The 24,530-nt window shown below is 71.4% G+C and carries 30 protein-coding genes; 19 read left to right on the top strand and 11 right to left on the bottom strand.

The features are described 5' to 3' along the window. Positions 1 to 54 precede the first annotated feature (54 nt). Genes AMETH_RS38445 through AMETH_RS33225 form a run of 6 tightly spaced genes read left to right on the top strand, consistent with a single transcriptional unit; the run spans position 55 to position 4,078 of the window. Positions 55 to 216, top strand: a complete 162-nt coding sequence (locus AMETH_RS38445) for a Sp36 family protein (RefSeq protein WP_017985509.1) — start codon at positions 55 to 57, stop codon at positions 214 to 216. After that, positions 213 to 668, top strand: a complete 456-nt coding sequence (locus AMETH_RS33245) for a RidA family protein (RefSeq protein ID WP_017985508.1) — start codon at positions 213 to 215, stop codon at positions 666 to 668. Before AMETH_RS38445 ends, AMETH_RS33245 begins: the two co-directional genes overlap by 4 nt. After that, positions 668 to 1,288: a hypothetical protein gene (locus AMETH_RS33240; protein ID WP_017985507.1), complete on the top strand. Its 621-nt coding sequence runs from the start codon at positions 668 to 670 to the stop codon at positions 1,286 to 1,288. The genes AMETH_RS33245 and AMETH_RS33240 overlap by 1 nt, the downstream gene beginning before the upstream one ends. Positions 1,289 to 1,322: 34 nt before the next feature. Next, positions 1,323 to 2,492, top strand: a complete 1,170-nt coding sequence (locus AMETH_RS33235; protein WP_017985506.1) for a hypothetical protein — start codon at positions 1,323 to 1,325, stop codon at positions 2,490 to 2,492. 54 nt (positions 2,493 to 2,546) lie between these two features. After that, a complete protein-coding gene (locus AMETH_RS33230) occupies positions 2,547 to 3,311 on the top strand; it encodes an NUDIX hydrolase (protein ID WP_017985505.1) in 765 nt (254 codons plus the stop codon). Then, complete coding sequence (locus tag AMETH_RS33225) at positions 3,308 to 4,078, top strand: MBL fold metallo-hydrolase (protein ID WP_017985504.1); 771 nt, start codon at positions 3,308 to 3,310, stop codon at positions 4,076 to 4,078. The genes AMETH_RS33230 and AMETH_RS33225 overlap by 4 nt, the downstream gene beginning before the upstream one ends. On the opposite strand, the gene AMETH_RS33220 is transcribed toward AMETH_RS33225, so the two are convergent. After that, on the bottom strand, positions 4,035 to 4,577 hold the full coding sequence (locus AMETH_RS33220; protein WP_017985503.1) for a LysR family substrate-binding domain-containing protein: 543 nt from the start codon (positions 4,575 to 4,577) through the stop codon (positions 4,035 to 4,037). The two genes, AMETH_RS33225 and AMETH_RS33220, sit on opposite strands and share 44 nt — an antisense overlap. 156 nt (positions 4,578 to 4,733) lie before the next feature. Between AMETH_RS33220 and AMETH_RS41860 the strand changes: the two genes are divergently transcribed. Continuing rightward, positions 4,734 to 5,057 (top strand): SDR family NAD(P)-dependent oxidoreductase, encoded by a 324-nt coding sequence (locus tag AMETH_RS41860; RefSeq protein ID WP_267283463.1) that lies wholly within the window; start codon positions 4,734 to 4,736, stop codon positions 5,055 to 5,057. After that, positions 4,975 to 5,505: an SDR family NAD(P)-dependent oxidoreductase gene (locus AMETH_RS33215; protein ID WP_017985502.1), complete on the top strand. Its 531-nt coding sequence runs from the start codon at positions 4,975 to 4,977 to the stop codon at positions 5,503 to 5,505. The genes AMETH_RS41860 and AMETH_RS33215 overlap by 83 nt, the downstream gene beginning before the upstream one ends. Here AMETH_RS33215 and AMETH_RS33210 read toward each other — a convergent pair. From AMETH_RS33210 to AMETH_RS33200, 3 genes are all read right to left on the bottom strand, one after another. Beyond that, on the bottom strand, positions 5,502 to 6,719 hold the full coding sequence (locus tag AMETH_RS33210; RefSeq protein WP_017985501.1) for an MFS transporter: 1,218 nt from the start codon (positions 6,717 to 6,719) through the stop codon (positions 5,502 to 5,504). The genes AMETH_RS33215 and AMETH_RS33210 overlap by 4 nt on opposite strands. Positions 6,720 to 7,037: 318 nt before the next feature. Then, complete coding sequence (locus AMETH_RS33205) at positions 7,038 to 7,712, bottom strand: Crp/Fnr family transcriptional regulator (RefSeq protein WP_017985500.1); 675 nt, start codon at positions 7,710 to 7,712, stop codon at positions 7,038 to 7,040. A 200-nt stretch (positions 7,713 to 7,912) separates the two neighbouring features. After that, complete coding sequence (locus AMETH_RS33200) at positions 7,913 to 8,164, bottom strand: hypothetical protein (RefSeq protein ID WP_026153595.1); 252 nt, start codon at positions 8,162 to 8,164, stop codon at positions 7,913 to 7,915. A 152-nt stretch (positions 8,165 to 8,316) separates the two neighbouring features. Here AMETH_RS33200 and nth point away from each other — a divergent pair, with 152 nt between their 5' ends. Genes nth through AMETH_RS33180 form a run of 4 tightly spaced genes read left to right on the top strand, consistent with a single transcriptional unit; the run spans position 8,317 to position 11,473 of the window. Continuing rightward, positions 8,317 to 9,000, top strand: coding sequence for an endonuclease III (gene nth / locus AMETH_RS33195; protein ID WP_017985498.1), 684 nt, complete (start codon positions 8,317 to 8,319; stop codon positions 8,998 to 9,000). Then, positions 8,997 to 9,587, top strand: a complete 591-nt coding sequence (locus AMETH_RS33190) for a TlpA family protein disulfide reductase (RefSeq protein WP_017985497.1) — start codon at positions 8,997 to 8,999, stop codon at positions 9,585 to 9,587. The genes nth and AMETH_RS33190 overlap by 4 nt, the downstream gene beginning before the upstream one ends. After that, the gene (locus tag AMETH_RS33185; RefSeq protein WP_017985496.1) at positions 9,584 to 10,267 is read left to right on the top strand and encodes an NUDIX hydrolase; all 684 of its coding nucleotides are present in this window, start codon (positions 9,584 to 9,586) and stop codon (positions 10,265 to 10,267) included. The genes AMETH_RS33190 and AMETH_RS33185 overlap by 4 nt, the downstream gene beginning before the upstream one ends. 9 nt (positions 10,268 to 10,276) lie before the next feature. Further along, positions 10,277 to 11,473 (top strand): MarP family serine protease, encoded by a 1,197-nt coding sequence (locus tag AMETH_RS33180; RefSeq protein WP_017985495.1) that lies wholly within the window; start codon positions 10,277 to 10,279, stop codon positions 11,471 to 11,473. 106 nt (positions 11,474 to 11,579) lie between these two features. Here AMETH_RS33180 and AMETH_RS33175 read toward each other — a convergent pair whose 3' ends face one another. The 3 genes from AMETH_RS33175 to nhaA are packed head-to-tail and all read right to left on the bottom strand — an operon-like array spanning position 11,580 to position 14,247. Continuing rightward, complete coding sequence (locus AMETH_RS33175) at positions 11,580 to 12,518, bottom strand: alpha/beta fold hydrolase (protein ID WP_017985494.1); 939 nt, start codon at positions 12,516 to 12,518, stop codon at positions 11,580 to 11,582. Positions 12,519 to 12,535: 17 nt separating this feature from the next. After that, positions 12,536 to 13,018 (bottom strand): phage holin family protein, encoded by a 483-nt coding sequence (locus AMETH_RS33170; protein ID WP_017985493.1) that lies wholly within the window; start codon positions 13,016 to 13,018, stop codon positions 12,536 to 12,538. A gap of 38 nt (positions 13,019 to 13,056) precedes the next feature. After that, complete coding sequence (gene nhaA, locus AMETH_RS33165; protein WP_017985492.1) at positions 13,057 to 14,247, bottom strand: Na+/H+ antiporter NhaA; 1,191 nt, start codon at positions 14,245 to 14,247, stop codon at positions 13,057 to 13,059. Between the two features lie 156 nt (positions 14,248 to 14,403). On the opposite strand from nhaA, the gene AMETH_RS33160 reads away from it, so the two are divergent. Further along, positions 14,404 to 15,861, top strand: a complete 1,458-nt coding sequence (locus AMETH_RS33160) for a peptide MFS transporter (protein ID WP_017985491.1) — start codon at positions 14,404 to 14,406, stop codon at positions 15,859 to 15,861. Positions 15,862 to 15,919: 58 nt separating this feature from the next. Continuing rightward, on the top strand, positions 15,920 to 16,408 hold the full coding sequence (locus AMETH_RS33155; RefSeq protein ID WP_017985490.1) for a dihydrofolate reductase family protein: 489 nt from the start codon (positions 15,920 to 15,922) through the stop codon (positions 16,406 to 16,408). Here the strand turns inward: AMETH_RS33155 and AMETH_RS33150 are convergent. Continuing rightward, positions 16,405 to 17,133 carry a VIT1/CCC1 transporter family protein gene (locus AMETH_RS33150; protein WP_017985489.1) on the bottom strand — a complete coding sequence of 243 codons (729 nt, stop codon included), beginning with the start codon at positions 17,131 to 17,133 and terminating at the stop codon, positions 16,405 to 16,407. The two genes, AMETH_RS33155 and AMETH_RS33150, sit on opposite strands and share 4 nt — an antisense overlap. A 171-nt stretch (positions 17,134 to 17,304) precedes the next feature. On the opposite strand from AMETH_RS33150, the gene AMETH_RS33145 reads away from it, so the two are divergent. Continuing rightward, on the top strand, positions 17,305 to 17,712 hold the full coding sequence (locus AMETH_RS33145) for a YciI family protein (RefSeq protein WP_017985488.1): 408 nt from the start codon (positions 17,305 to 17,307) through the stop codon (positions 17,710 to 17,712). Beyond that, on the top strand, positions 17,709 to 18,866 hold the full coding sequence (locus AMETH_RS33140) for an RNA polymerase sigma factor (RefSeq protein WP_017985487.1): 1,158 nt from the start codon (positions 17,709 to 17,711) through the stop codon (positions 18,864 to 18,866). Before AMETH_RS33145 ends, AMETH_RS33140 begins: the two co-directional genes overlap by 4 nt. 198 nt (positions 18,867 to 19,064) lie before the next feature. Here AMETH_RS33140 and AMETH_RS33135 read toward each other — a convergent pair whose 3' ends face one another. Next, positions 19,065 to 19,736 carry a DUF2848 domain-containing protein gene (locus tag AMETH_RS33135; RefSeq protein WP_017985486.1) on the bottom strand — a complete coding sequence of 224 codons (672 nt, stop codon included), beginning with the start codon at positions 19,734 to 19,736 and terminating at the stop codon, positions 19,065 to 19,067. 114 nt (positions 19,737 to 19,850) lie between these two features. On the opposite strand from AMETH_RS33135, the gene AMETH_RS33130 reads away from it, so the two are divergent. Continuing rightward, entirely contained in the window at positions 19,851 to 21,152 is a 1,302-nt protein-coding gene (locus tag AMETH_RS33130) for an MFS transporter (RefSeq protein WP_017985485.1), read from the top strand. Here the strand turns inward: AMETH_RS33130 and AMETH_RS33125 are convergent. Both AMETH_RS33125 and AMETH_RS33120 read right to left on the bottom strand, forming a co-directional pair. Then, the gene (locus tag AMETH_RS33125) at positions 21,134 to 21,784 is read right to left on the bottom strand and encodes a GntR family transcriptional regulator (protein WP_017985484.1); all 651 of its coding nucleotides are present in this window, start codon (positions 21,782 to 21,784) and stop codon (positions 21,134 to 21,136) included. The genes AMETH_RS33130 and AMETH_RS33125 overlap by 19 nt on opposite strands. 148 nt (positions 21,785 to 21,932) lie before the next feature. Continuing rightward, complete coding sequence (locus AMETH_RS33120; protein ID WP_017985483.1) at positions 21,933 to 22,367, bottom strand: DUF6319 family protein; 435 nt, start codon at positions 22,365 to 22,367, stop codon at positions 21,933 to 21,935. A gap of 441 nt (positions 22,368 to 22,808) precedes the next feature. On the opposite strand from AMETH_RS33120, the gene AMETH_RS33115 reads away from it, so the two are divergent. Together AMETH_RS33115 and AMETH_RS33110 are read left to right on the top strand one after the other, a co-directional pair. Next, the gene (locus AMETH_RS33115) at positions 22,809 to 23,639 is read left to right on the top strand and encodes a L,D-transpeptidase (protein WP_017985482.1); all 831 of its coding nucleotides are present in this window, start codon (positions 22,809 to 22,811) and stop codon (positions 23,637 to 23,639) included. Positions 23,640 to 23,734: 95 nt separating this feature from the next. Then, positions 23,735 to 24,511 carry a choice-of-anchor P family protein gene (locus AMETH_RS33110; protein WP_223843001.1) on the top strand — a complete coding sequence of 259 codons (777 nt, stop codon included), beginning with the start codon at positions 23,735 to 23,737 and terminating at the stop codon, positions 24,509 to 24,511. Positions 24,512 to 24,530: the final 19 nt, after the last annotated feature.

Genomic DNA, 24,530 nt, shown 5'->3' with positions numbered 1-24,530 from the left:
GCGATCACGCTGCCGCCGCGAGGAGAGCTTCCCATCACCACTAGATTGGCCCCCATGAGCGCCACGAAGTGGGAGTACGCCACGGTTCCGTTGCTGATCCACGCGACCAAGCAGATCCTCGACCAGTGGGGCGAGGACGGCTGGGAGCTGGTAACCGTGCTGCCGAACCCGAGCGGGGAGCAGCACGTCGCTTATCTGAAGCGGGCCAAGGCATGAGCTGGGGCGATCGCCTGGCCGAACTGGGGATCGAGCTGCCGGGCGTCGCCGCGCCGGTGGCTGCCTACGTGCCTGCGGTGCGCAGCGGGTCGATGGTCTACACGTCGGGCCAGCTGCCGTTCGTCGGGGGCGAGCTCGCCGCGACCGGCAAGGTTGGGGCGGAGGTCAGCCCGGAGGAGGCCAAGCGCCACGCCCGGACGGCGGCGCTGAACGCGATCGCGGCGGTGGACGCGCTCGTCGGTCTCGAGTCGATCGTCCGGATCGTGAAGGTCGTCGGGTTCGTCGCGTCCGCGGAGGGGTTCACCGGCCAGCCGGCCGTGATCAACGGCGCGTCGGAGCTCTTCGGTGAGATTTTCGGTGACGCGGGCGCGCACGCCCGCTCGGCGGTGGGTGTGGCCGAGTTGCCGCTGGGGGCGCCGGTCGAGGTCGAACTGATTGTCGAGGTGAGCTGATGGACCCGGACATCGAAGCCGCGTGCCACGAGCTGCTGCTGCGGCTGGCCGGGCGCATGCCCGACCGGCTGCTGTGGCGCTACCGGGACTGGCTGGGCGAGGGCGCGATGTCGACCTTGGCTCGAACGTTGCCGCGCACGTTGCTCAAGCACAACATCGATCTCGACCAGCCGGAGTATCGCCTGCTCGTGGCGGGCCTCGTGCCCCACGGCGCGGACTGGCACCAGGTGAGTTCGACCCTGGGGGTGGACGAGGTCGGCGAGAACCGGTACACATTCACCCCGAGTGCACCCGATCAGGTGAACTCGGTTGACTCGGTGTCCGCGCTGGTCCACGCCACCCTGCGGGGTCGGCCGGACGTCGGCGAGGTGCGGCAGAGCTGGCGTCAGCGCACGGGGGAGGAATCCAAGCGCGTGTTGTTGATCACGGCCCTGTCGGGGCTGCCGAGGCTGACCGGGGAGCTGCAGCGGGTCCTGCGGGTGCTGGGGGACGAGGAACCCAGCGTCGAGGTGATGCCGCCGCGGTTCGAGCTGCCGGAGTACCACCAGGCCGCACTGGCGAGCTCCGAGCTCGTCTGCGTCGGTGCGGTGGACACCGGGAACCGGCTCGTCGCCGCGTAACGGCACTCCTGCCGAGCTGGAGGGAGAAAGTCAGATGGTGGACGTCCACGACGGGATCGCGGGCGACGGGTTCGCGGTGCCGTTGCGCCTGCACAACCTGTTGCTGGGCCTGGCAGGACGCCTGGACGACAGCCTGCTGTCGGAGGCGCGCGAGCTGATCGCGCGAGCGCGCCTCGACGAGGCCGCCGAGCTGACCACGGGCGCGCTGATCGCGGGCCGGCTGCCGGTCCGCGAGGCGGAGCGGCACGAGCTGGCGCTGGTGCTGGAGCTGACGCGGTCCGACGCGACGCTCGCCGACCAGCTGGTGGTGAACGACCCGGAGGCCGAGACCGGCGTCCTGCACCGCTTCACCGGCGACAACCACCCCGAGCACGGCATCGCCGACGCGCTCGACCGCACCCTCCAGGTGCTGCCGGACCTGCGGTCGGTGCACGCGGTGTGGCGCAACACCCCGGCCGGCAGCGTGCCGGGCCCGCTGCCGCAGCGCGTGGTGCTCGTCGAGATCGGCCCGGAGGGCAACCCGCCTGCCGCCGCGTACCGCATCGACGCCGCTCTGCGGCGCGCCGGGATCCGGTCGGTCGTCGAGGTCACCGGGCCGTCCACCGAGCGCTCCCGCTACCACGAGCAGGCGCTCACCGCGGCCACCGCGGTGTGGCTCTCCGGCGGGGCCGTCCCGTCGTCCGCTCCCACGGCGCCGGCGCAGCGCCAGGGCTCCGGCCGTCACGTGGCGCACGCCACGGTCGCGGCCGGGGACGAGCCCGAGGAGCCCGAACCTCCGGCCGCGGAGGAGACCACCACCACCGAAGCGGCAGCGGAGACCGAGCCAACTGAGGTCGTCGCGTCCCCCAGCGGGCCGGGCCACGTGTTCAAGCCGCGCGAAGAGGGCCCCGAGCCCAGCCGCGTGGAGAACACGATGGACATGACGTCCGAGGAGGTCGCGCAGCTGCGGGCGCAGCTGGCGGCGGAGGACGGCGAGAAGCCGAGAGCCGTGGCCTCGGCGACGATCGGCCCGGGTGAAGTGATCGAAATCCCGGAGCTCGACCTCAACGACCCGCAGCTGTCCGAGCGCGACCGCCAGCTCCTGCGTGAGCTGCACGCCGAGCTCGCCGAGCGGGAGCGCGCCGAGGCCGCCAAGGTGCGGGCGAACGGTTCGAGCCGGTCCGAGGACGACCCGCGGTGGGTCGACGGCTTCTCCGGCTCGTGATTCCCACGTAAGTTGCGTCATGTGGTGCAACTTGATTTCCGGATCCCGGGGAGCATGAACTTCTCCGTCGCGGAGCCGGCCGAACCGGCCGTGCCCCGCGATGCGGCGACGGTGCTGTTGCTGCGGGACGGCGCGAACGGTCTCGAAGTCTTCCTCCAGCGGCGCGTGGCGGCGATGGCGTTCGCCGCGGGCATGACGGTCTTCCCCGGCGGCGGGGTGGACCAGCGCGACGCCGACGCGACGATCGCCTGGGCCGGTCCGCCCGCCACGGACTGGGCGAGCTGGTTCAACGGGACCGAGCAGGTCGCGCGCGCACTGGTGTGCGCGGCGGTGCGGGAGACCTTCGAGGAGTCCGGGGTGCTGCTGGCAGGCACCGCGGACGAGGTCGTCACGGACACCGCCCGGTACGCGGGCGCGCGGGACGAGCTGGTGTCGCGGGAGCTGTCGCTGGCCGACTTCCTAGCTCGCGAGGGCCTCACCCTGCGCTCCGACCTGCTCCGCCCGTGGGCGCACTGGATCACCCCGGTGCAGGAGAAGCGCCGCTACGACACCCGTTTCTTCGCCGCGATCCTGCCCGCGGGGCAGGAGGCCGACGGGAAGACGACCGAGGCCGAGTCGTCCGGGTGGTGGCGGCCTGCCGACGCGCTGGCCGACGCCGAGGCCGGCCGCAGCACGCTGATGCCGCCGACCTGGCACACGCTCACCGAGCTGGCCTCGTTCGGCACCGCCGCGGAGGCGCTGGCCGCGGAGCGGACGGTCGAGGCGATCATCCCGAAGCTGATCCGCGAGGGCGACGTGATCCGGGTGGTCGCGGAATGAGCCACCCCGCCTACGGCGTGCGCCGCGAGGTCTCGCCTTCCGCGGCCGTCGTGCTGGAGAACAACCCGTCCACGATGACGCTGGACGGCACGAACACCTGGGTGCTGCGGGCGCCCGGCTCGGCCGAGTGCGTCATCGTGGACCCCGGTTACCAGGACCTGGACCACCTGCCGCTGCTCACCGAGCAGGGCCCGGTGGCGATGATCCTGCTGACACATCACCACCCCGACCACACCGAGGGCGCGCCGTGGCTGGCCGAGCGGGTGCAGGCGCCGGTGCGGGCCTTCGACGCCGCGCTGTGCCGGGACGCGGACCCGTTCACCGACGGTGATGTGATCTCCGCGGCGGGCCTGGACATCGAGGTCCTGCACACGCCGGGCCACACCGGCGACTCGGTGTGCCTGCGCGTCGGGGACCAGGTCCTGACCGGCGACACGATCCTCGGCCGGGGCACCACGGTGCTCACCGACCTCGGCTCGTACCTGGACTCCCTGCGGCGGCTGGTCGACCTGCCGTCCGGGCTGCTCGCGCTGCCCGGCCACGGCCCGGAGATGGCCGACCTGCGGGTGATCGCGCGGGAGTACCTGGACCACCGCGAGCAGCGGCTGGACCAGGTCCGGGCGGCGCTGGACACGCTGGGCGCGGACGCCACCGCACGGCAGGTGGTGGAGGTCGTCTACGCCGACGTCGACCGGGCGCTGTGGGCGCCGGCCGAGCACAGCGTCAAGGCGCAACTGGAGTACCTGCGCTGTAACCGGACTGCGTGAGGTCGGTGCGCGCCGCCAGCTCGGTGACCACTTCGAGCAGGCGGCGCAGGGCCGGCTTGTCCGCGTCCGGCAGCCACAGCACCTGCGTGGCGGCCTGCTCACCGGCCAGCGGCACGAACACCACCCCGGTGCGGCGCAGGCTGTGCGCCGAGCGGGCCAGCCGGGACACCCCCACCCCGGCGGCCACTAGGCCGAGCAGGTTCTGCACGCTGCCTGCCCGCTGGACGACGTCCGGCTCGTAGCCCGCCCGCCGGAAGTCCTCGTCGTACTTGCGGTGCCACGGCGGCCACAAACTGCGCGCGGCGAGTCCGTCCACCAGCGGCGGACGGCTGAACGCGGCGTCGTAGCGGCCGTCGCGCAGCCCGTCGACGAGGGTGGCGACCGAGGTGTCCTCGGTGGTCAGCCGCACGTCCGGGTAGCGCTCGCGGAAGGCTTGCACGACCGGCGGCAGCAGGTAGCTCGCGGTGCTTGCGAGGAAGGCCACGGTGAGCTCGCCCACCTCGCCGCGGCCGGCCCTGGCGAGGGGCTCAGCTCGTCGGCGACCGCGACGAAGTACCGCAGTTGCCGCAGCTCGGGAAGCCTCACAGGTGCTGACTGTAGCCGCGCGCGGAAACGCGTGTTGGGCGCTCCGGGTGATCTTGGTGAGGCTTGTGACATGACGAGGACGGAACGGGTTTGGCTGATCACCGGGTGCTCCGCCGGTTTCGGGCGGGAGCTGGTCCGCGCGGCGGTGGCGGCCGGGGACAGGGTGATGGCGACCGCGCGGCGGCCCGAGCAGCTGGCCGGCCTCGCCGGCGACCGGGTGCGCACGCACGCGCTCGACGTGACCGACCCGGCGCAGGTCGAGGAAGCCGTGCAGGCGACGCTGCGCGAGTTCGGCGCATCGACGCTTCACGATGGACGAGTTGCGGTCGGTGATGGAGGTGATGTTCTTCGGCGCGGTCGCGGTCACCAAGGCGGTGGTGCCGCACCTGCGTGAGCAGGGCAGCGGCGCGATCGTTCAGATCAGCTCGATGGGCGGGCAGCTGTTGATGCCCGGGTTCGGCGCCTACTGCGCGGCGAAGTTCGCGCTGGAAGGCATGTCCGAGGCGCTGGCCGCGGAGGTCGAGCCGTTCGGGGTCCGGGTGCTGATCGTCGAGCCGGGCGCGTTCGGCACCGAGTTCGGCGGCGCGCGGATGCACCGGTCGCGCGAGATCGAGGCCTACCGCGACCTGCCGACCCGGGCCGCGGTGGACACGATGGACGGCACGCAACCTGGCGACCCGGCGAACGCCGCGCAGGCGATCGTGCGGGTGCTGGACGCCGAGAAGCCCCCACTGCGCCTCGCGCTGGGCGCGGACGCGGTGGAGGCGCTGCGCGGCAAGCGCGCGGAGCTACGCGCCGACCTCGACGCGTGGGAAGAGGTCAGCCGCGCGACGGCGCTCTAGGCGGCCAGCACGTGCTCGCGCGGTGCCTTGACCGTGCCGCGCAGCAGGTACACCACCGCGGCGATCACCAGCGCCGACGCGGTCGCCGCGAGGAACGCCGCCGACGGGCCGGCGTGTTCGACCAGGTAGCCGCTGACCGACTGCCCGAACGCGAGCCCCAGCGTCACCGCGGTCAGCACCCACCCGAACGCCTCGGCGGCGGTGCCCTTCGGGGCGACCAGTTCGATCGCCGCCGAGTGCGTCGCCGACTGCGGGGTGATCAGGGCGCCCGCGGCGAGCATCGCGATCGCGAGGCCCCACAGCGTCGACGGCCAGGCCAGCAGCGCCACGAGCACACCGAACCCGGCCAGCAGCACCGGCAGCCGCAACGGCATTTCCCGCGGCCACGGCCGCAGGCTGTACGCCACACCGAACGCGACCGAGCTGACCGACCACACCGACAGCAGCACGCCGCCGAGCGCCCGCGACCCGGCCTCGGTGGCCGCGGCGGGCACCGCGACCTCGACGAACCCGATCACCACGCCGAACCCGAGCGCGGCCAGCGCCAGCGTCCGCATGCCGGGGCTGCTCAGCGCGCCCAGCAGCGAGTGGTGGGTCCGGCCGGCCGGTCCCCACGCCCGCACGGCCGGGCTCAGCGCGAACAACACCGCGCCGGCCACCATGCACGCGCCGCCCGCGACCATCCCGGTGCCCGGCCACGGCGCGGCGACCAGCAGGCCGGCCAGGCCGGGCCCGAGGATGAAGAACACCTCCATGCTGATCGCCTCGTAGGCGTACGCCGCGTTGCGTGCCGCCTCGCCGGGCACCAGGCGTCCCCACAGCGCCCGCGACGCCGAGCCGACCATCGGCTCGGTGATCCCGATGCCGAACGCGAGCGCGACCAGCACGAGGGTCGCCGCGTGGGCCTCGATCGCCAGCGCGAGCGTCACCAGGATCACCGCGAACATCGCCGCGGTGGACAGCAGCGGCCGCGTCGGGCCGAAGCGGTCGATCAGCCTGCCCTGCACGACCGATCCCACCGCGACGCCGACCAGCGAGCTGGCCGACACCAGCCCGGCGACCGCGAACGACCCCATCTCCTGCTGCACGTAGAGGAGCGCGGACAGGCCGATCATCGCGATCGGCAGGCGCGCCAGGATGGACGCGACCATCGGACGGGTCGCGCCCGGCGTGGTCAGGGCAGCACGGTAGTCGGCGAGGGAAGTCTGGGACACGCGTACCAGTATGCCTCATATTGGTACGCGGGTACCAGTTAATACCCGCTCAGGTCTCGGTTCGGTAACGGCCCAGGACTTTTCGCCGGACCCGCGCAACGAACCCGCAACGGGCGCGTCTATGGGGTGAACGGCCTTGAATTTCGGGGTACCGGCCGTGGCAAGGTTGACAAGTAGATATAGCTCCCTCCGGCAAAGGGTCGGGGCCGGAACCGGAGGGCGGGGAGCGCGGTCTGTCGGGGGATGGCCCGCGCGAAAAGCAAAAGAACCGGTGCGCCACGTCGGGGGTGGCGCCCGGTTCTTTTGTTTTTGCTGGTGTCAGCGAGCGCGGCGGGCCAGGCGCTCCGGGTCCAGGATCAGCACCGACTTGCCTTCCAGCCGCAGCCAGCCGCGGTGCGCGAAGTCGGCCAGCGCCTTGTTCACGGTCTCCCGCGAGGCGCCGACGTACTGCGCGATCTCCTCCTGCGTCAGGTCGTGCGTGACCCGCAGGATGCCGGCCTCCTGGCTGCCGAACCGCTGCGCCAGCTGCAGCAGCGCGCGCGCCACGCGGCCGGGGACGTCGGTGAAGATCAGCTCGGCGACCATGTTGTTCGTCCGGCGCAGCCTGCGGGCGATGACCCGCAGCAGCTGCTCGGCGATCTCCGGCCGGTTCGCGATCCACTTCCGCAGCGACGGCCGGTCCATCGACACCGCCCGCACCTCGGTGACCGTCGTCGCGGTCGAGGTGCGCGGACCCGGGTCGAAGATCGACAGCTCACCGAACATGTCCGAGGGGCCCGCGATCCACAGCAGGTTCTCCCGGCCGTCCGCCGACTTGCGGCCGATCTTCACCTTGCCGGACAGAATGATGTACAGCTTGTCGCCGGGCTCACCCTCGGAGAAGATCACATGACCCCGCGGGAACTCCACGGTCTCCAGGGTCTGGGCGAGCGCCTCAGCCGCGGCCGGCTCCACCCCCTGGAAGATGCCCGCCCGGGCCAGGGTCTCGTCCACCTCGTGCCTCCTCGTCGGTGGCGACCGTGCTCCCGCGTACCGGGGCGTGTCGCCGATCACTTGCGTGCAGTCTAGGCCGTTCGGACGAGATCGCCTCAGGGCACGCCGAGGACAGACCGATCACCGCCCGGCCGGGCGAGGGCGATCTCGCTCCGAACGGACAGCCTAATCGTCGCTGAATCGGTCGAGGTCAGTGGGCCTCAGCCACGGCTCTTGCGGGGGCGCATCTTGGCCGCGCGGCCACCGAGGCGGCGCAGCCGGAACAGCTCCAGCGCGCGGCCGATGCCGTGCCCGTACAGCGCCCTGACCTCGTTCGGCCTGGCCTGCTCCAGGAACTCCTCGACCTCTTCCTCCTGGACCGCGACGTGACGCAGCCGGTTCTCCACCCGTTCCATCGCCAGAGCGAAGAACATCATCACGAGTGGCACCGCTACTACGAACCAGACAGTCATCGGTTCTGATCCTCGCTCATCACGGGTTCGGGGGTGGTGTCAGGGGTCCGGCGTGTCGGCTTCCGTAGGCTAGCGGCGTGCCGAATGCGTCTCATGTCAGCCCTCGCAAGGGCGCGGAGAGCCGCCTCGCACTCGTGAGACGCGCACGCCGGATGCTTCGTTGCCTCACCGACGCGTATCCGGACGCGCACTGCGAACTCGACTTCACCACACCGCTGGAGTTGCTGATCGCGGTCGTGCTGTCGGCGCAGACCACGGACGTGCGGGTCAACGAGGTGACCCCCGCCCTGTTCGCGCGCTACCGCACCGCCGCCGACTACGCGGGCGCCGACCGCACCGAGCTGGAGGAGCTGATCCGGCCGACCGGCTTCTTCCGCGCGAAGACGAACTCGCTGATGGGCCTCGGCGCCGCGCTGGTCGAGCGGTTCGACGGCGAGGTGCCGGGCAAGCTGGAGGACCTGGTCACGCTGCCCGGCGTCGGGCGCAAGACCGCGAACGTCGTGCTCGGCAACGCCTTCGACGTGCCGGGGATCACGGTGGACACCCACTTCGGCCGCCTGGTGCGCCGCTGGGGCTGGACCGCGGAGGAGGACCCGGTCAAGGTCGAGCACGAGGTCGGCGAGCTGATCCCCCGCAAGGAGTGGACGATGCTCTCGCACCGGGTGATCTTCCACGGCCGCCGCGTCTGCCACGCGCGCAAACCGGCCTGCGGCGCGTGCCCGCTGGCCCGCGACTGCCCCTCCTTCGGCACGGGCCCGACCGGGTTCGAGGAGGCCGCGAAGCTGGTCAAGGGCCCGGAGCGGGACCACCTGCTCGCGATGGTGACCAAGCAGTGACGACGGCGACCAGGTGGGCGCTCGTCGCCGGGGTGCTGGTGCTCGCGGTGATCGTCGCGGTGCTGCCGCAGGTCCGCTCGGACCGCCCGGCCGCGGGCCCGGACCTGACCGCGGCCAGGGCCGCCGCCGCGCTCGCGCCGTGCCCGTCCGGCACCGGCGCGGTCGCCCAGCTCGCCGGCGTGCGCGCCGAATGCCTCGGCGACGGGAGCGCCGTCGACCTCGGCAGCGCGTTGGCCGGCCAGGTGACGCTGGTAAACGTGTGGGCCACCTGGTGCGAGCCGTGCCGGACCGAGCTGCCCGTGCTCCAGCGGTACGCGAGTGAGCCGGGCGCGGTGCGGGTCCTCACGGTGCAGGTGCAGAGCAAGCCGGACGACGGGCTGGAGCTCCTGACCGATCTCGGGGTGCGGCTGCCGACCGTGTTCGACGGCGACGGCGGGAGCGGCCCGGTGCGCAGCGCGCTCAAGGTGCGCCCGGCGCTGCCGGCGTCCTACCTGGTCACCGCGGCGGGGGAGGTCCGTTTCATCGAAAGCCCGCCCACCTTCACTGATCCTGAGCAGGTGCGCGAGGTCGTGCGGAGGCTGTCGTGAAGGGGCCGCTCGTCGATCCGGAGTCGGTGCCGGCCTGGTTGCGCCCGCTGGTCGAGATCAGCGGGAAGCTCGACTCGACCGCGTTCACCCGGTTCACCCCGCCCGAGGACGAGTTGACGCGCGCCGCGTCGGTGCTGATCCTGTTCGGCCACGGCGAGCGGGGGCCGGACGTGCTGTTGCTGCGCCGCGCCGACACGCTCGGCTCGCACGCCGGGCAGGTGGCCTTCCCCGGCGGCGGCGCGGACCCGGAGGACGACGACGCGGTCGCCACCGCCCTGCGTGAGGCCGAGGAGGAGACCGGCGTCGATCCGTCCGGGGTCCGTCCGGTCGCGATCCTGCCGGAGCTGTTCATCCCGGTGTCCAAGTTCGCCGTGACGCCGGTGCTCGCCCACTGGCACGCGCCGTCGCCGGTGCACGCCGTCGACCCGGCGGAGACGGCGGCCGTGGCGAGGGTGCCGCTGGCCGACCTGGCCGATCCGGCGAACAGGTTCCAGGTGCGCCGGCCCGGGACCACCTACAAGGGCCCGGCCTTCACCGTGAACGGCCTGTTCGTGTGGGGGTTCACCGCGGGCCTGCTGACCGTCCTGCTCGAACTGGGCGGCTGGGCACGTGAGTGGGATCGCGGCGACGTCCGGGATCTTGACGTAGCGTTGCGCGATCATCTGCTCGCGACCGACTGAGGAGACGCGGTGAACTGGGTCGACGTCCTGGTCATTCTGCTGGCGCTGGTGGCGGCTGTCTCCGGCGCGCGCCAGGGCGTGGTGATCGCGTTGCCCGCACTGGTCGGCGTGATCGGCGGGGCGATCCTGGGCATCCGCGTCGCCCCGTGGGTCGTCGAGATGTTCGAGAACCCGGCCGCCAAGGTCGCCTTCGCGGTCGCGACCGTGGTGTTTCTGGTCGCGCTCGGTGAGACGCTCGGCGTGTGGCTGGGCCGTCGGTTCAAGTACGCGGTCAAGCGGCGGTTCAACACCGACAAGCTGACCGGCATCGACCAGACGCTGGGCGCGATCGTGCAGGCCGTTGTGGTGTTCGTGGTCGCGTGGCTGATCGCGGTGCCGCTGACCGGTGTCGCGGCGCTGCCCGGGCTGGCGCGGGCGATCAACAACTCGACGGTGCTCGGCACGGTCGACAAGGCGATGCCGCCCGCCGCCGAGGGCCTGCCCAGCGAGCTGCGGAAACTGCTCGACGTCTCCGGGTTCCCGTCCATTGTGGACCCATTCCAGAAGACGCAGATCAACGACACCGCGCCGCCGGACACGACGCTCCAGGACAGTGCCGTGGTGCAGCAGTTGCGCGGCAGCGTGCTGAAGATCCGGGGCACCGCCGAGTCGTGCTCGCGCACGCTGGAGGGCAGCGGGTTCGTGATCGCGCCGCAGCGGGTGATGACGAACGCGCACGTGGTGGCGGGCACCGAGACGACCGCGGTGGAGACGTCGACAGGGCGGCTGCCCGCGCGGGTCGTGTACTTCGACCCCGAGGTGGACGTCGCGGTGCTCGCGGTGCCCCGCCTGGATGCGACGCCGCTGCGCCTGGCGCCGGAGCCGGCGAAGGCGGGCGACAGCGCGATCGTCCTCGGCTACCCGCTGGACGGGCCGTACCGCGCGACGCCGGCCCGCATCCGCAACGAGATCACGTTGCAGGGCCCGGACATCTACGACTCCCGCACCGTGCGCCGCGACGTGTACACGGTGCGGGCGCAGGTGCGCAGCGGCAACTCGGGCGGCCCGCTGGTCGACCCGCAGGGCCAGGTCGTCGGGGTGGTGTTCGGGGCGTCCGTCGAGGACGCCGACACCGGCTTCACGCTGACCGGCAACCAGGTGCGCCCGGTGATCGAGTCCGCGCCGTCACTGAGCGCCCGGGTCTCCACCGGAGCCTGCGCCGCCTGACCACCCCGCGAGCCCCACGCTCCGCCCCGCGAGTCCCACGTTCGGCCGGGCGAGTTCCATGCTCCCGGCCGCGAGGCCCGCACTCCCCGCCGCGCAAGTCCCGGCGTCAGGCCTTCGCCAGGAAGTCCAGCAGCGCCTTCGTCGTCTCGGCGGGTGCTTCCAGCTGCGGGAAGTGACCGACGTCCGGCAGTTCCTCCAGCGCGGAGTGCGGGCCGCGCCACGGGGCGGATGCCCGGGCGGTCTCCGGCAGCACGCACGGGTCCGCGGCGCCGTGGATCTGCAGCACCGGCGACGCCACGCGCGTGCCCACCGCGCTCGCGAACCGGCGTCCTTCGCCGCGGAACTGGGCCCGGAACGCCCACCGGTAGTACTCCAGCGCGCTGTGCGCGACACCCGGGATCCGGACCGCTTCGCGGAACATCGCGGCACTGGTGTCGAAGTCCCGCGTCGCCGTCCACCGCGGGCCGGACCAGGCGCGCAGCAGGCCCTCCAGGTTGGCGCCGTCGTCCTCGGTGAGCCACCGCTCGGGCGCCATCGGCACCTGGAAGCGGAACAGGTGCGCCAGCGCCCGCGCCTGGTTGGACCCCTTGCGCCGGAACGCGGTACGGCCGATCGCGCTGCGCAGGGCCATCGGGTGCGCGCCGCCCAGCACGGTCACGGACGCCACGACCCGCGGGTGCAGCGCGGCCGCCGTCCAGGCCAGCAGCCCGCCCCATGCGTGCCCGACCAGGTGCGCCTGCCGTTCGCCGAGCGCGCGGACCAGGCCGGCGACGTCACCGGCGAGCGTCCACGCGTCGTAGCCGCGTGGGGGTTTGTCCGAATCGCCGTAGCCGCGCAGGTCGGCCGCCACTGGGTGGTAACCCGCGTCGGCGAGGGCGGTGAGCTGGTGCCGCCAGGTCCACCAGAACTGCCCGAAGCCGTGCAGGAACAACACCAGCGGCCCGTGCCCGGCCTCGGCGACGTGCAGCCGGATGCCGTTCGCGGACACGTCGCGGTGCGCCCACGGCCCGTCGATCCGGACGATGGACGGGTCGGGCGGCGTCATGGTCGCGCCTGAGCGGTTCAGCTGTGTTCGGGGACGGTGTCCCGGCGCGGCTTGAGGGCCGCGGCCGTGTCCTTGACGCTGGTGATGGTGCGCTCCGGCGCCCTGATCTTCTTGACCTTGCGGTAGCCGAGGAGGCCGAACAGCCCCGCGACCAGCAGCATCAGCAGGAACACGATGCCGAACGCGGCCCACCGCTTGAGCCACTCGGACAGCAGCTCGCCGAGGAAGAAAAAGAAGAAGAACGAGCTGTAGAGCCCGATCACCCCGGCGACGATGAAGAAGACGCTGCCCTTGGCGCCCTTCTTGACCTCGCCCATCACCTCGGACTTCGCCAGCTCGACCTCGGCTCTGACCAGCGTGGACAGGTGCTGGGTGGCCTGGCTGACAAGGCTGCCGATCGACTGGCCGTCGGACGCGGACTCGGCCTCCGGGCTCAGCGGGATGTAGGGCACGGCCCCGTGGGCATCCCGACCGTTGCGTTCGTGCTCCTGGCTGCTCACGGGGGTCATCGTGCCAGAAGACCCAGCACGGGGCGCGGTTAGTCCTCCGCTGCGGCGTGTACCTTGTTGCGCCGCAGCAGCACCGCCGCGCCGGTCAGCGAGCACACAGCGGAGGCCAGCAGCACCGCCGTGCGGGCCAGCTCACTCGTCGCGCCATCCAGCGCGAGGTCTGCGATCAGCAGCGACACCGTGAACCCGACGCCGCCGAGCAGCGACAACGCCGCGATGTCCCGCCAGCCGACCCCGCGCGGCTTCTCCGCGAGCCGCAGCTTCACCGCCGCGAAACAGGCGCCGAAGATCCCGACCGGCTTGCCGACCACCAGACCGAGGAACACCGCGAGCGGCACGGCTTCGGTGAAGACGCGGCCGAGCGAGTCGCCGCTGACCGCGATACCGGCCGCGAACAGCGCGAACACCGGCACGGCCACCGCCGCCGACCACGGCTGCAGCCGGTGCTCCAGTCGGATCGCGGGCGCGTGCTCCTCGCCCGGGTCCGGCCGCACGCGGGTGAGTAGGCCGAGCGCGACGCCGGCGATCGTGGCGTGCACGCCCGCCGAGTGCACCGCGACCCACACGACGACCGCGAGCGGCACGTAGATCCACCACGCCCGCACCCGCTTGTGCTGCAGGAACGCGTACAGCGCGAGCGCGGCGACCGCGACCAGCGCGGCGACCAGGTTGAAGGACGTGGTGAACAACACGGCGATGAGGATGATCGCGCCCAGGTCGTCGACGACCGCCAGGGACAGCAGGAAAACGCGCGCGCTGCTCGGCAGGTTCGACGCGGTGAGGGCGAGCACACCCAGCGCGAACGCGATGTCGGTCGCGGTCGGGATCGCCCACGCGCGTTCCATGCCCTCCGCGCCGTCGCCGACGAGCAGGGCGACCACGGCGGGCACGATCATCCCGCCGATGGCCGCGATGATCGGCAGCACGGCCTTCTTGAGCTGCGACAACTCGCCGACGACCAGCTCGCGCTTGAGTTCGAGCCCGGCGACGAAGAAGAACAGCGCGAGCAGGCCGTCCTTCGCCCAGTCGCCGATCGACAGGTTCAGGTGCAGCAGGTGCGGGCCTACGTGGAAGTCGCGCACCACGCGGTAGGACTCGCCGATCGGCGAGTTCGCCCAGATCAGGGCGATGGCGGTGGCGGCGAGCAGGATCATCCCGCCGGTGGTCTCGGTGCGCAGGTAACGCACGAATTCGCTGGCGGGGCGACGCGGCTGGCCCACTGGAGGCTCCTCCGGGATCGGTCGGACCGAGTTTTGCCGACCAGACTTCCCGGCGCACCATGAACCATCGTACCTTACGGGCCGGTAACATGATGCCCAACAGGAGTCGTAGCATGTCACTCGCCAACGTTGTCTAGACCTTAAAAGGGCGGGGCAGTGACGACCTCCACCGAGGCGAAGCGCGACACCCGGTTCTTCGGGCACCCGATCGGGCTCGCGAACCTGTTCGGCGTCGAGATGTGGGAACGCTTCTCGTACTACGGGATGCTCGGCATCCTGCCGATCTACCTCTACTACTCGGTCGCCGAGGGCGGCCTCGCGATGCCGGAGGCCACCGCCACCAGCATCGTCGGGGCCTACGGCGGTCTCGTGTACCTGTCCACGATCGTGGGCGCCTGGGTCGCCGACCGCCTGCTGGGGTCCGAGCGCACGCTGTTCTACAGCGCCGTGCTGATCATGATCGGGCACATCAGCCTCGCGTTCCTGCCCGGTTTCCTGGGGATCGGCGTCGGCCTGGTGTGCGTCGCAATCGGCAGCGGCGGGTTGAAGGGCAACGCCACCGCGGTCGTCGGCACGCTCTACGGCGAGAAGGACGAGCGGCGCGACGCCGGCTTCACGATCTTCTACATGGGCGTCAACCTGGGTGGGTTCGTCGGCCCGCTGCTCACCGGGCTCGCGCAGAGCGAAGTCGGCTTCCACCTCGGGTTCGGGCTCGCCGCGATCGGCATGGCGATCGGCCTGACCCAGTACACGATCTTCCGGCGCAACCTGCCCGACACCGCGCGCGAGGTGCCCAACCCGCTGCCCGCGCAGCGGCGGCCCGCGATCGGCGGGGTGCTACTGGTGCTGGTCGCCGTCATCGTGGCGGCCGTGCTGAGCGGGATCGTCACCGCGGCCAACCTGTCCGACGTGGTCGTGTGGATCGTCGGCATCGCGTCGGTCGTCTACTTCACGGTGATCCTGAGCAGCAGCAAGATCACCGCCATCGAGCGGCGGCGGGTGCTGTCGTTCATCCCGATGTTCATCGCCAGCGCCGCGTTCTTCGCGCTCTACCAGCAGCAGTTCACGGTGGTCGCGGTGTATTCGGACCAGCGGCTGGACCGCGACCTGTTCGGCTGGGAGATGCCGGTGAGCTGGGTGCAGTCGATCAACCCGGTGTTCATCCTGCTGCTCGCGCCGGTGTTGGCCGCGATCTGGATCAAGCTGGGCTCACGGCAGCCGTCGACGCCGATCAAGTTCGCGCTCGGCACGTCCGTGATGGGTGTGGCGTTCCTGCTGTTCCTGTTCTTCGCGGGCGGCGCCGGAAACAGCACGCCACTGCTCGCGCTGGTCGGGATCCTGCTGGTGTTCACCGTCGCGGAGCTGATGCTGTCGCCGGTCGGCCTGTCCCTGTCGACGAAGCTGGCGCCGGACGCGTTCCGCACGCAGATGGTCGCGTTGAACTTCCTGTCGGTCTCACTGGGCACCGCGCTGTCCGGCTCGCTGGCCGAGTACTACGGCACCGACCACGAGGCGTCGTACTTCGGCATCGTCGGCGGGGTCGCCGTCGTGATCGGTGTGGTGCTGGCGCTGATCAGCCCGTTCGTGCGGAAACTGATGTCGGGCGTGCGCTAGCCGGTCGAATCCGCCCGGCCCGAACGACGGACCGGGAAACCCCGGCGGCGACGGCTTCATGCGCCTGCACGAATGGGCGTTCACCCCGGACTTCGAACCACGCCAATCCGGTCCCAGTGCCGAGCTGATGGACCGGATCAGCGCGGCCGGTGCGGTCGTCAGCGGGCGCCGGACCGCGGAGCAGGTCGATCACTGGGGTGGCGACCACGGGGGCATGGGCGTCCCGATCTTCGTGCCCAGCCACCGGCCGCCCGGCCCGGACGTGGCCGGTTACCCGCTGATGACCTACGCGGACGGCATCGTCGAGGCGATGGCACGGGCGAAGGCGGCCGCCGGAGACCGCCGGGTGCACGTCATCGGCGCGTACACCGGGCAGCGGCCGATCGAGGCGGGCGTGCTGGACGAGGTGCAGATCCACCAGATCCCCGTGCTGTTCGGCGGCGGCCGCAGGCTGTTCGACGTACTGCCCGCGCGGATCGAGCTGGGGATCCCCGAGGTGATCGACACGCCCGAGGCCACCCACATCCGCTACCGCGTTCCGCGCTAGCCGGCGGTGATGCCGAACAGCGTGCCGACGTAGTAGGTGACCAGCATGGTCAGCGCGCCGACGCCCACGTTGCGCGCCACCGCCCGGCCCGGCCCGGCGCTGCCGAGCCGGGCACTGGTGTACCCGGTCAGCGCGAGGCCCGCGACGACGGCGATCGCGCACGTCCACACCCGCCACGACGTGGGCGGCAGCGCGATCGCCAGCAGCGGGATGAGCGCGCCGATTGAGAACGACACGAACGACGCCCACGCGGCCTGCCACGGGTTGGTCAGCTCGTCGGGATCGATGCCGAGCTCGGCCTCCGCGTGGGCGGCGAGCGCGTCCTTCTGCGACAGCTCGCGGGCCACCCGCTCGGCGAGCTCGCGGGACAGGCCCTTGTCCTCGTAGATGTCGGCGAGCTCCCGCTCCTCGGCCTCCGGCATCGTCTTCAGTTCTTGTTTTTCCAGCTTGAGCGCGGCCTGCTCGGTGTCGCGCTGGGTGCTCACCGAAACGTATTCCCCGCCCGCCATGGAAAGCGCGCCCGCGACCAGTCCGGCTATTCCGGCCATCAGAATGGCGCCGTGGTCGGTGGTCGCGCCTGCGACGCCGACGACGAGCCCGGCGACCGACACGATCCCGTCGTTGGCCCCGAGAACCCCGGCGCGCAGCCAGTTCAGCCTGCTGCCCAGGCTCTCGCCGTGGGGTTCGTGCGCGTGCGCCTCGGCGGCGTCCTTCGTCTCGGTCACGTGGTCATTGAAGCACCCCGGGGCCGGTTTCCCGCATTAGCTGAGTCTTGCCTAAACCGCAGCGGTCTGCCGGAAAAAAAAGTTCGCGCGTCGGTGTCGAGATGCCGGAAACGGCTCCGTCCCCGGTTGGTACGCGGCCACAATGGGCCGTACCACACCGAGGAGAAGATCATGGCCAAGTACCTGCTGCTCAAGCACTACCGCGGCGCTCCGGCGGCGGTCAACGACGTGCCGATGGATCAGTGGACGCCGGAGGAGGTCACCGCGCACGTGCAGTACATGCGGGTTTTCGCGGCCAGGTTGGAGGAGACCGGTGAGTTCGTCGACGGTCAGGCGCTGGCTCCGGAGGGGACGTGGGTGCGCTACGACGGGGAGGGTCGTCCGCCGGTGACCGACGGCCCGTTCCCGGAGACCAAGGACCTGATCGCGGGCTGGATGGTGATCGACGTGGACAGCCACGAGCGTGCGTTGGAGCTGGCCGGCGAACTGTCGGCCGCACCCGGGGCGGGCGGCAAGCCGATCCACGAATGGCTCGAGCTGCGCCCCTTCCTCGCCGAGCCGCCCACCGTCACGGAATGACCCCCGCGGTGGACGAGGCCCTGCTCCGTGGTCTCACCCCGACTGTGCTCGCGATCCTCGTCCGCCGCGGAGCCGACTTCGCGGCGGCCGAGGACGCGGTGCAGGAGGCGCTGGTCGAGGCGTTGCGCGTGTGGCCTGCCGACCCGCCGCGCGATCCGAAGGGCTGGCTGGTCACTGTCGCCTGGCGGAAGTTCCTCGACGCGACCAGGGCGGACGCGGCCCGGCGCCGTCGTGAGGACATCGTCGACGAGGAGCCGGAACCGGGGCAGGCCGTCGGCGTGGACGACACGCTCCAGCTGTACTTCCTGTGCGCGCACCCGTCGCTGACCCCGTCGTCCGCGGTCGCGCTCACGTTGCGCGCGGTCGGCGGCCTGACCACCCGGCAGATCGCCGCCGCGTACCTGGTGCCGGAGGCGACGATGGCGCAGCGCGTCAGCCGCGCCAAGCGGACGGTCTCCGGGGTGCGCTTCGACCAGCCCGGCGACGTCGCCACCGTGCTGCGCGTGCTCTACCTGGTGTTCAACGAGGGGTACTCCGGTGACGTCGACCTGGCCGCCGAGGCGATCCGGCTGACCCGCCAGCTCGCGGCGGTGATCGACCACCCCGAGGTGGCCGGGCTGCTCGCCCTGATGCTGCTGCACCACGCCCGCCGCGCGAGCCGGACCGCGCCCGATGGCAGCCTGGTGCCGCTCGCCGAGCAGGACCGCGGCCGGTGGGACACCCGCTTGATCGCGGAGGGCGTGGAGATCCTGCAGGCGGCGCTGGCCCGTGACCGGCTCGGCGAGTTCCAGGCGCAGGCCGCGATCGCCGCCCTGCACGCCGACGCGCCCACTGCGGAGGAGACCGACTGGGTGCAGATCGTCGAGTGGTACGACGAGCTGGTGCGGTTGACCGACAGCCCGCTGGTGCGCCTGAACCGGGCGGTCGCGGTCGGCGAGGCGGACGGCCCACGCGCGGGCCTGGCGGAACTCGCGTCCCTGGACGAAGGACTGCCGCGGTACGCCGCGGTATCGGCGTACCTGCACGAACGCGATGGTGACCTGGCGAGCGCCGCCCGGTTGTACGCGGAGGCCGCCGCGAAGGCCACGAACCTCGCCGAGCGCGACCACCTGACCCGCCAAGCCGCACGGCTCAACACCAGGTTGCGCGGCTGAGGTCCCTGCCGGCGCGCCCCTGAACGCGCCGGCGGGGAGGGGGTGCCCCGCCGTTCTTGGCGCCCGGCGGCCGCCCGCGCCCGCCGACAGGGAGCCATCGCGCCTGCGCGCAGCCGCGCGCCCGCGGCGATCGAGGGATGCCACGCGCAGGGCGGCGCTAGGTCTTCACAAAGCAGTCGATGCGCGGCCGAGCGCCGGTCAGCCGATCACCTCCGGCAACCGCCGGACGCGGTAGGCCGCCTCGATCGTGTTGCCGGTCGCCGGGTCGCCCAGTTCGACCCGCCATTCGCCGGCGAACTGGTTCACCCCCGGCACCATCGGGATGGTTCCGGAGATCAGCACCACCCCCGGCTCGTAAAGTCCGCGCTCGCGCAGCACGTCGAGCCAGTGCTGCGGCGTCAGCAGCTCGGCGAGCGTGCCGTCCTGGATCAGCTGCCCGTCCGCCCAGCCGCGCAGCGTCAGCGAGTCCAGCCGGTCCGCCACGTCGTCCAGCCGCCACGCCTTGCGCCCCAGCACGTCCGGCGCCGCGTTCTTGCTCCACGCCACGCCGTGCACCTCGAGCTCCCGGTCGGTGTGGTCGCACGCGACGGTGAGCAACACACCCTCGGCGGTGATCACCAGCGCCCACTCCGCCTCGCCGGACGTGCGGCCGTGCTGGGCGGGCACCTCGTCGGTCTGGGCGGCCAGGTACGGGGCGACCGGGTACAGCGCCGGCGTGACCTTCGGCGCCGGCACGCCCAGCTCGGCCAGTTCGGCGACGTGCGCGGCGACGTCGGCCTGGTCGCGGCCCGCATACCCGGCGTTCAGCAGGGTCGTCACCGGAGTGGTCACCGTCGTGCCGTCGGGCAGGTCGAAGCTCAGCGTCGGCATGTCGTCCTCCGTAATTTCGGGTAACCCAGTTCTTACCTGCGAGGGGTTGCGCATGCAGGTTGTATACAACGAGTATTACAGCATCGTGGCACCGAAGAGATCAGGATGTGAGCAATGACCTCGGTAACGCCGACCGTGGACAGGGCATCGCTACGGCGTGCCTTCCTGGCCAGCCTGTCCGGCACGTCGCTGGAGTGGTACGACTTCGCGGCCTACTCAGTGGCCGCGGCCACCGTGTTCGGACACCAGTTCTTCCCGGCGGGCGACCCGCTGGTCAGCACGATGGCCGCGTTCTCCACCTACGCCGTCGGCTACCTCTCCCGCCCGCTCGGCGGGTTCGTCTTCGGCCGACTCGGCGACGTGCTCGGCCGCAAGCGCGTCCTCGTGATCACGCTGCTGCTCACCGGCATCGCCACCTTCCTCATCGGCGTCCTGCCGACCCACTCCGCGATCGGCGGCACGGCGGCGGTGCTGCTGGTCCTGCTGCGCTTCGCTCAGGGCGTCGGCATCGGCGGTGAGTGGGGCGGCGCGGTGCTGCTCTCCAGCGAGTTCGGTGATCCGAAGAAGCGCGGGTTCTGGGCCTCCGCCGCCCAGGTGGGCCCGCCTGCCGGCAACCTGCTCGCCAACGGTGTGCTCGCGCTGCTGGCCCTGCTGCTGACCGAGGAGCAGTTCGACTCGTGGGGCTGGCGCGTGGCGTTCCTGCTGTCCGCCGTGCTCGTCGCGTTCGGCCTGTGGATCCGGCTCAAGCTGGAGGAGACCCCGGTCTTCAAGCGCATCGCGGAGAGCGGTGAGCGGCCCAGCGCGCCGATCTCCGAGGTCTTCAAGTACGAGCGCCGGGCCCTGCTGGCCGCGATCTTCGTCCGCGTCTGCCCCGACGTGCTGTATGCGCTGTTCACCGTCTTCGTGCTGACCTACATGACCCAGGAGCTGGGCATGTCCCGCAGCCAGGGACTCACCGCGGTGATGATCGGGTCCGCAGGCCAGCTCGTCCTGATGCCGGCGTTCGGCGCCCTGTCGGACCGCATGAACCGCCGCAAGCTCTACCTCTTCGCGACCATCGCCGCGGCGATCTGGCCGTTCGTGTTCTTCCCGCTGGTGTCCGGCCGCTCGTTCGGCCTGCTGCTGGTCGGCATCGTGATCGCGCTCGTCATCCATGCCGCGCTGTACGGGCCGCAGGCCGCGCTGATCACCGAGCAGTTCACCGAGCGCCTGCGCTACACCGGCAGCTCGCTGGCCTACACGCTCGCCGGCGTGATCGGCGGCGCCATCGCGCCGCTGCTGTTCACGTCGCTGCTGGCCGGTTTCGACAGCTGGGTCGCGCTCGCGCTGTACGTGGTGGTGACCGCGGTGGTCAGCGCCGTCGGCATCGCCCTCGCGCGGGAGGCCCGCGACGAGACTCAGGTGGTCGTCAGCTGATGCTTCAACGTCTGGGCGTGGTGGTCGTCGATGGCGGCCAGCGCCGCCTCGACCTCACCGTTGGCCAGTGCGGTCACGATGGCCTGGTGCTCGTGGATGACCTCCGCGTGCCGGGTGCCTGACCGCCGCAGCGCGACGAGCCCGGCACGCACCTGCCGGGCTCGGAGCGCGGTGTAGGTCCGGCTCAGCATCGAGTTGCCCGCGGCCTCGACGAGCAGCGTGTGGAAGTGCGCGTCGAGTTCGATGAACTCCTTGGCCGACGCCGGGTCGTCGCAGCGTTCCTGCTGTTCGAGGACCTTCTGCATGGCCCGCCACGGCACGGTGCCGTCCGCCATGACCCGCTCGGCCGCGAACCGCTCGAGCAGCCCGCGCAGTTCGACGAGGTCCCGCAGGTCGCGCCCGGTCAGCGGCGCGATGTACGCGCCCCGGTTGGGCACGAGCTGCACCAGTTCCTCGGCCGCGAGCTGCAGCAACGCCTCGCGCACCGGGGTGCGGGAGACGCCGACGCGCTCGGCGACCTCCTGTTCGCTGATGAAGCCGCCCTCGGCGTCGGGGTCTGCCAGCACGGTGTTCTTCAGGTAGTCGTAGGCCTTCGCCCGCCCGGACTGGGCGGGCTTGTTCGTCGCCGGCATCCGGGGCTCCCTCCATACACGTTGTATACAGATGGTACGCGGAAAGTGGCGGGTGGGAAAAGAACGCCGGGACGGATGCCTGATCGATGGACATCCGCCCCGGCGGGTCTGGGGATCGCCCGACGGCGATCGGTTCCGGCGGCCTCGGTCAGGCGTCGAGCTCGGCGAGGGCCTGCCTGGCCTGCTCCAGCTCGGCCTCCAGCGCGGCGACCTTGGCCTTCTGCTGCTCGACGGCGGCGTTGATCACCTCGTCGATCGGGGTCGACAGGTCCTCGTGCAGCTCCTTGGCCGCGCGGGACACGGCCGAGGCCGGGATCTTCAGGCCCTGCGCGACCCACTTGGAGCCGTGCTTGAGCTCGGCCTGCCATTCGCCGTCGGCGGTGCCGGTGACGGTGAGCGTGAGCTCGACGGTGCGGGTCTTCTTCGCCGCGGAGGCCTTCGGGCGGCCGCGCTTGGGCTTGGCTTCCTCGCTTTCGGCGGAGGGGGCGGCGGAAGCGGGAGCGGCTGCGGAGTCGTCCGTGACCGGCGCCGGCGTGACGGGGGTGTCCTGCTCCTGCGGGGTGGTCGTGGTGTCCAAGCTCATCGGTGCTGCGGTCTCCCTCTCGTGGGGTCCGGCTACGTCGGCCCGAATTCTAGAACAGGCGTTCGATAGCCGCTCGCTGGGGTGCCCGGCGATTGTCTCCCGCTACCTACTTCCACGTACCCCCGGGGCGCCGCGTCCGGAGGGACCGATACGCTGCCGCCATCACCCGCCAGGGTGAGGAAGCGATGTCGCTCGATGGGGCAGGTCGAAGTGGGTGTTACTTATCTGTACCCGATCGGGTGTATCTCGTTTTTCGCGCGACCTCGGCAAATGCAGCATTTGCCCTGCTCTCCCTAATCGACCCCCGTCACCCGGGAGTTTGATCACCTAGGGGGGTCCTGATAGCAATAAGGCCCAAGGCGCACCTGCGGTGCCGCATGTCTTCGGGGGAGACCGCCTTGGTGAATTCTTGTCCGATGTAGGTCCTCAAGGATTGTGGTAATGCGCATGACGTGCAGCTCGCGCACGCAGACGGGTTCTGCGCGCCGCGGACGGCTCCCGGTCCGGCTCCTCGCCGTGGCCGGGGTCTCGACCCTGGCACTGCTCACCGGGGCGTGCTCCGGTGGCGACGAGGACGGCGTGAAGCCGGCCGCGGTCAGCCAGGAAGACCTGACCCAGCTGCCGGAGGCGACCACGTTCGCCACGGTCGCGAACGCCCCGCTCGACCCGCAGCCCTCCGGCGGCGCGACGGCAGGCCGCGTGATCCACCCCAAGGCCGACATGGTCGTGTACGACTCCGTTGGCGGCAAAGCGATCGCGAAGCTGCCGTCCATCCAAATGGGATCGCCGACGTGGGTGCCGGTGATCGCGGAGCAGGGCGACTGGGTGCACGTCCTGCTGCCGACCCGGCCGAACGCCGCGTCCGGCTGGGTGCACCTGAGCGAGGGCGCCGCCGAATCCGCGCAGAACGACTACGTGGTCAATGTGGACCGTGCCGCCTTCAGCCTGGAGATCCTGGAGAGCGGCAAGTCGATCGGCAAGTGGACGATCGGCACCGGCAAGGCCGAACACCCGACCCCGGCGGGGCGTGCTTACATCATCGCCTCGATCGAGGAAACGAAGAACACCTACAGCCCGATCGTGCTGCCGCTGAGCTACCACTCCGATTCGCTGGAGACCTTCGGCGGCGGTCCGGGCACGGTGGGCTTGCACACCTGGCCCAACAACAGCTTCGTCGGCCAGGCGAACAGCGACGGCTGCATCCGGGTGCCCACGGAGGCGCTCGACGCGCTGGTCGAACTGCCGCTCGGCACGATCGTGAACATCACGTGACGAACTGAGCTTCTTCCCCGCTTCGCCGGCGGCCGGAATGCGCTACGGGGGTCGCCGGCTTCATTTCGCATTTCCATTTCACGAAAGGGAATTCCTTGTCCAGAAAGAAGGCTGTGGCCGGCGGCGTCGGCGTGCTCGCGACCGCGCTCGCCACCTCGGTGCTGCTCGCGCCGGCCGCCGGTGCGACCACGACCACCTCGGACGGCGTCAACTCCGCCTACGCGATCGCCGCCAAGGGCCTCCTCGGCATCGACCCCAGCCCGTACGTCACCGACGAGAAGGGCTTCGAGCAGAAGTCGCTGGCCTCGCTGAACGTGCCGGGCCTTGCGCAGGTCAAGCTGCTCAACGCCTCGGCGGGCGCTGGCCAGGCGCGCGCCAGCGTCGCCGACGTCAACGTCGGCCTCGGCGTCGGCAAGCCGCTGCTGACCGCGACCGCCATCGAGGCGGAGTGCGAGGGCGGCAAGGGCACCTCTTCGCTGGCCAAGGCGAAGCTCGGTGACATCACCCTCGACGTGACCGCGCCGACCAACACCACGGTCGCCGTGCCGGGCCTGCTCTCGGTCGTGCTCAACAAGCAGACCAAGAAGGACGACGGCTCGATCACCGTCACCGCGATCTCCATCAAGATCGACAACCTGCAGACGCTGGACATCGCGTCGGTCACCTGCGCGCCGGGCGACGACGACAACGGCGGCAGCGAGACCCCGACCACCAAGCCGACCGGCACCAGCACGCCGAAGCCGAGCACGCCGACCTCGACGAAGACCAGCTCCGGCGGTGGCGCCGGCTCGGGTGCGGGCGACAAGCCCGACGCCAACGGCAAGGCCCCGAAGCCGACCCCGGTGAAGGCCCACCTGGACGTCACCGGCTGATCCGCTTCTTCCTCGGGTC

Source organism: Amycolatopsis methanolica 239, assembly GCF_000739085.1.
In the GTDB taxonomy this organism is placed as follows: Bacteria; Actinomycetota; Actinomycetes; order Mycobacteriales; family Pseudonocardiaceae; genus Amycolatopsis_E; species Amycolatopsis_E methanolica.
This window is presented reverse-complemented; position numbering and strand designations above follow the sequence as displayed.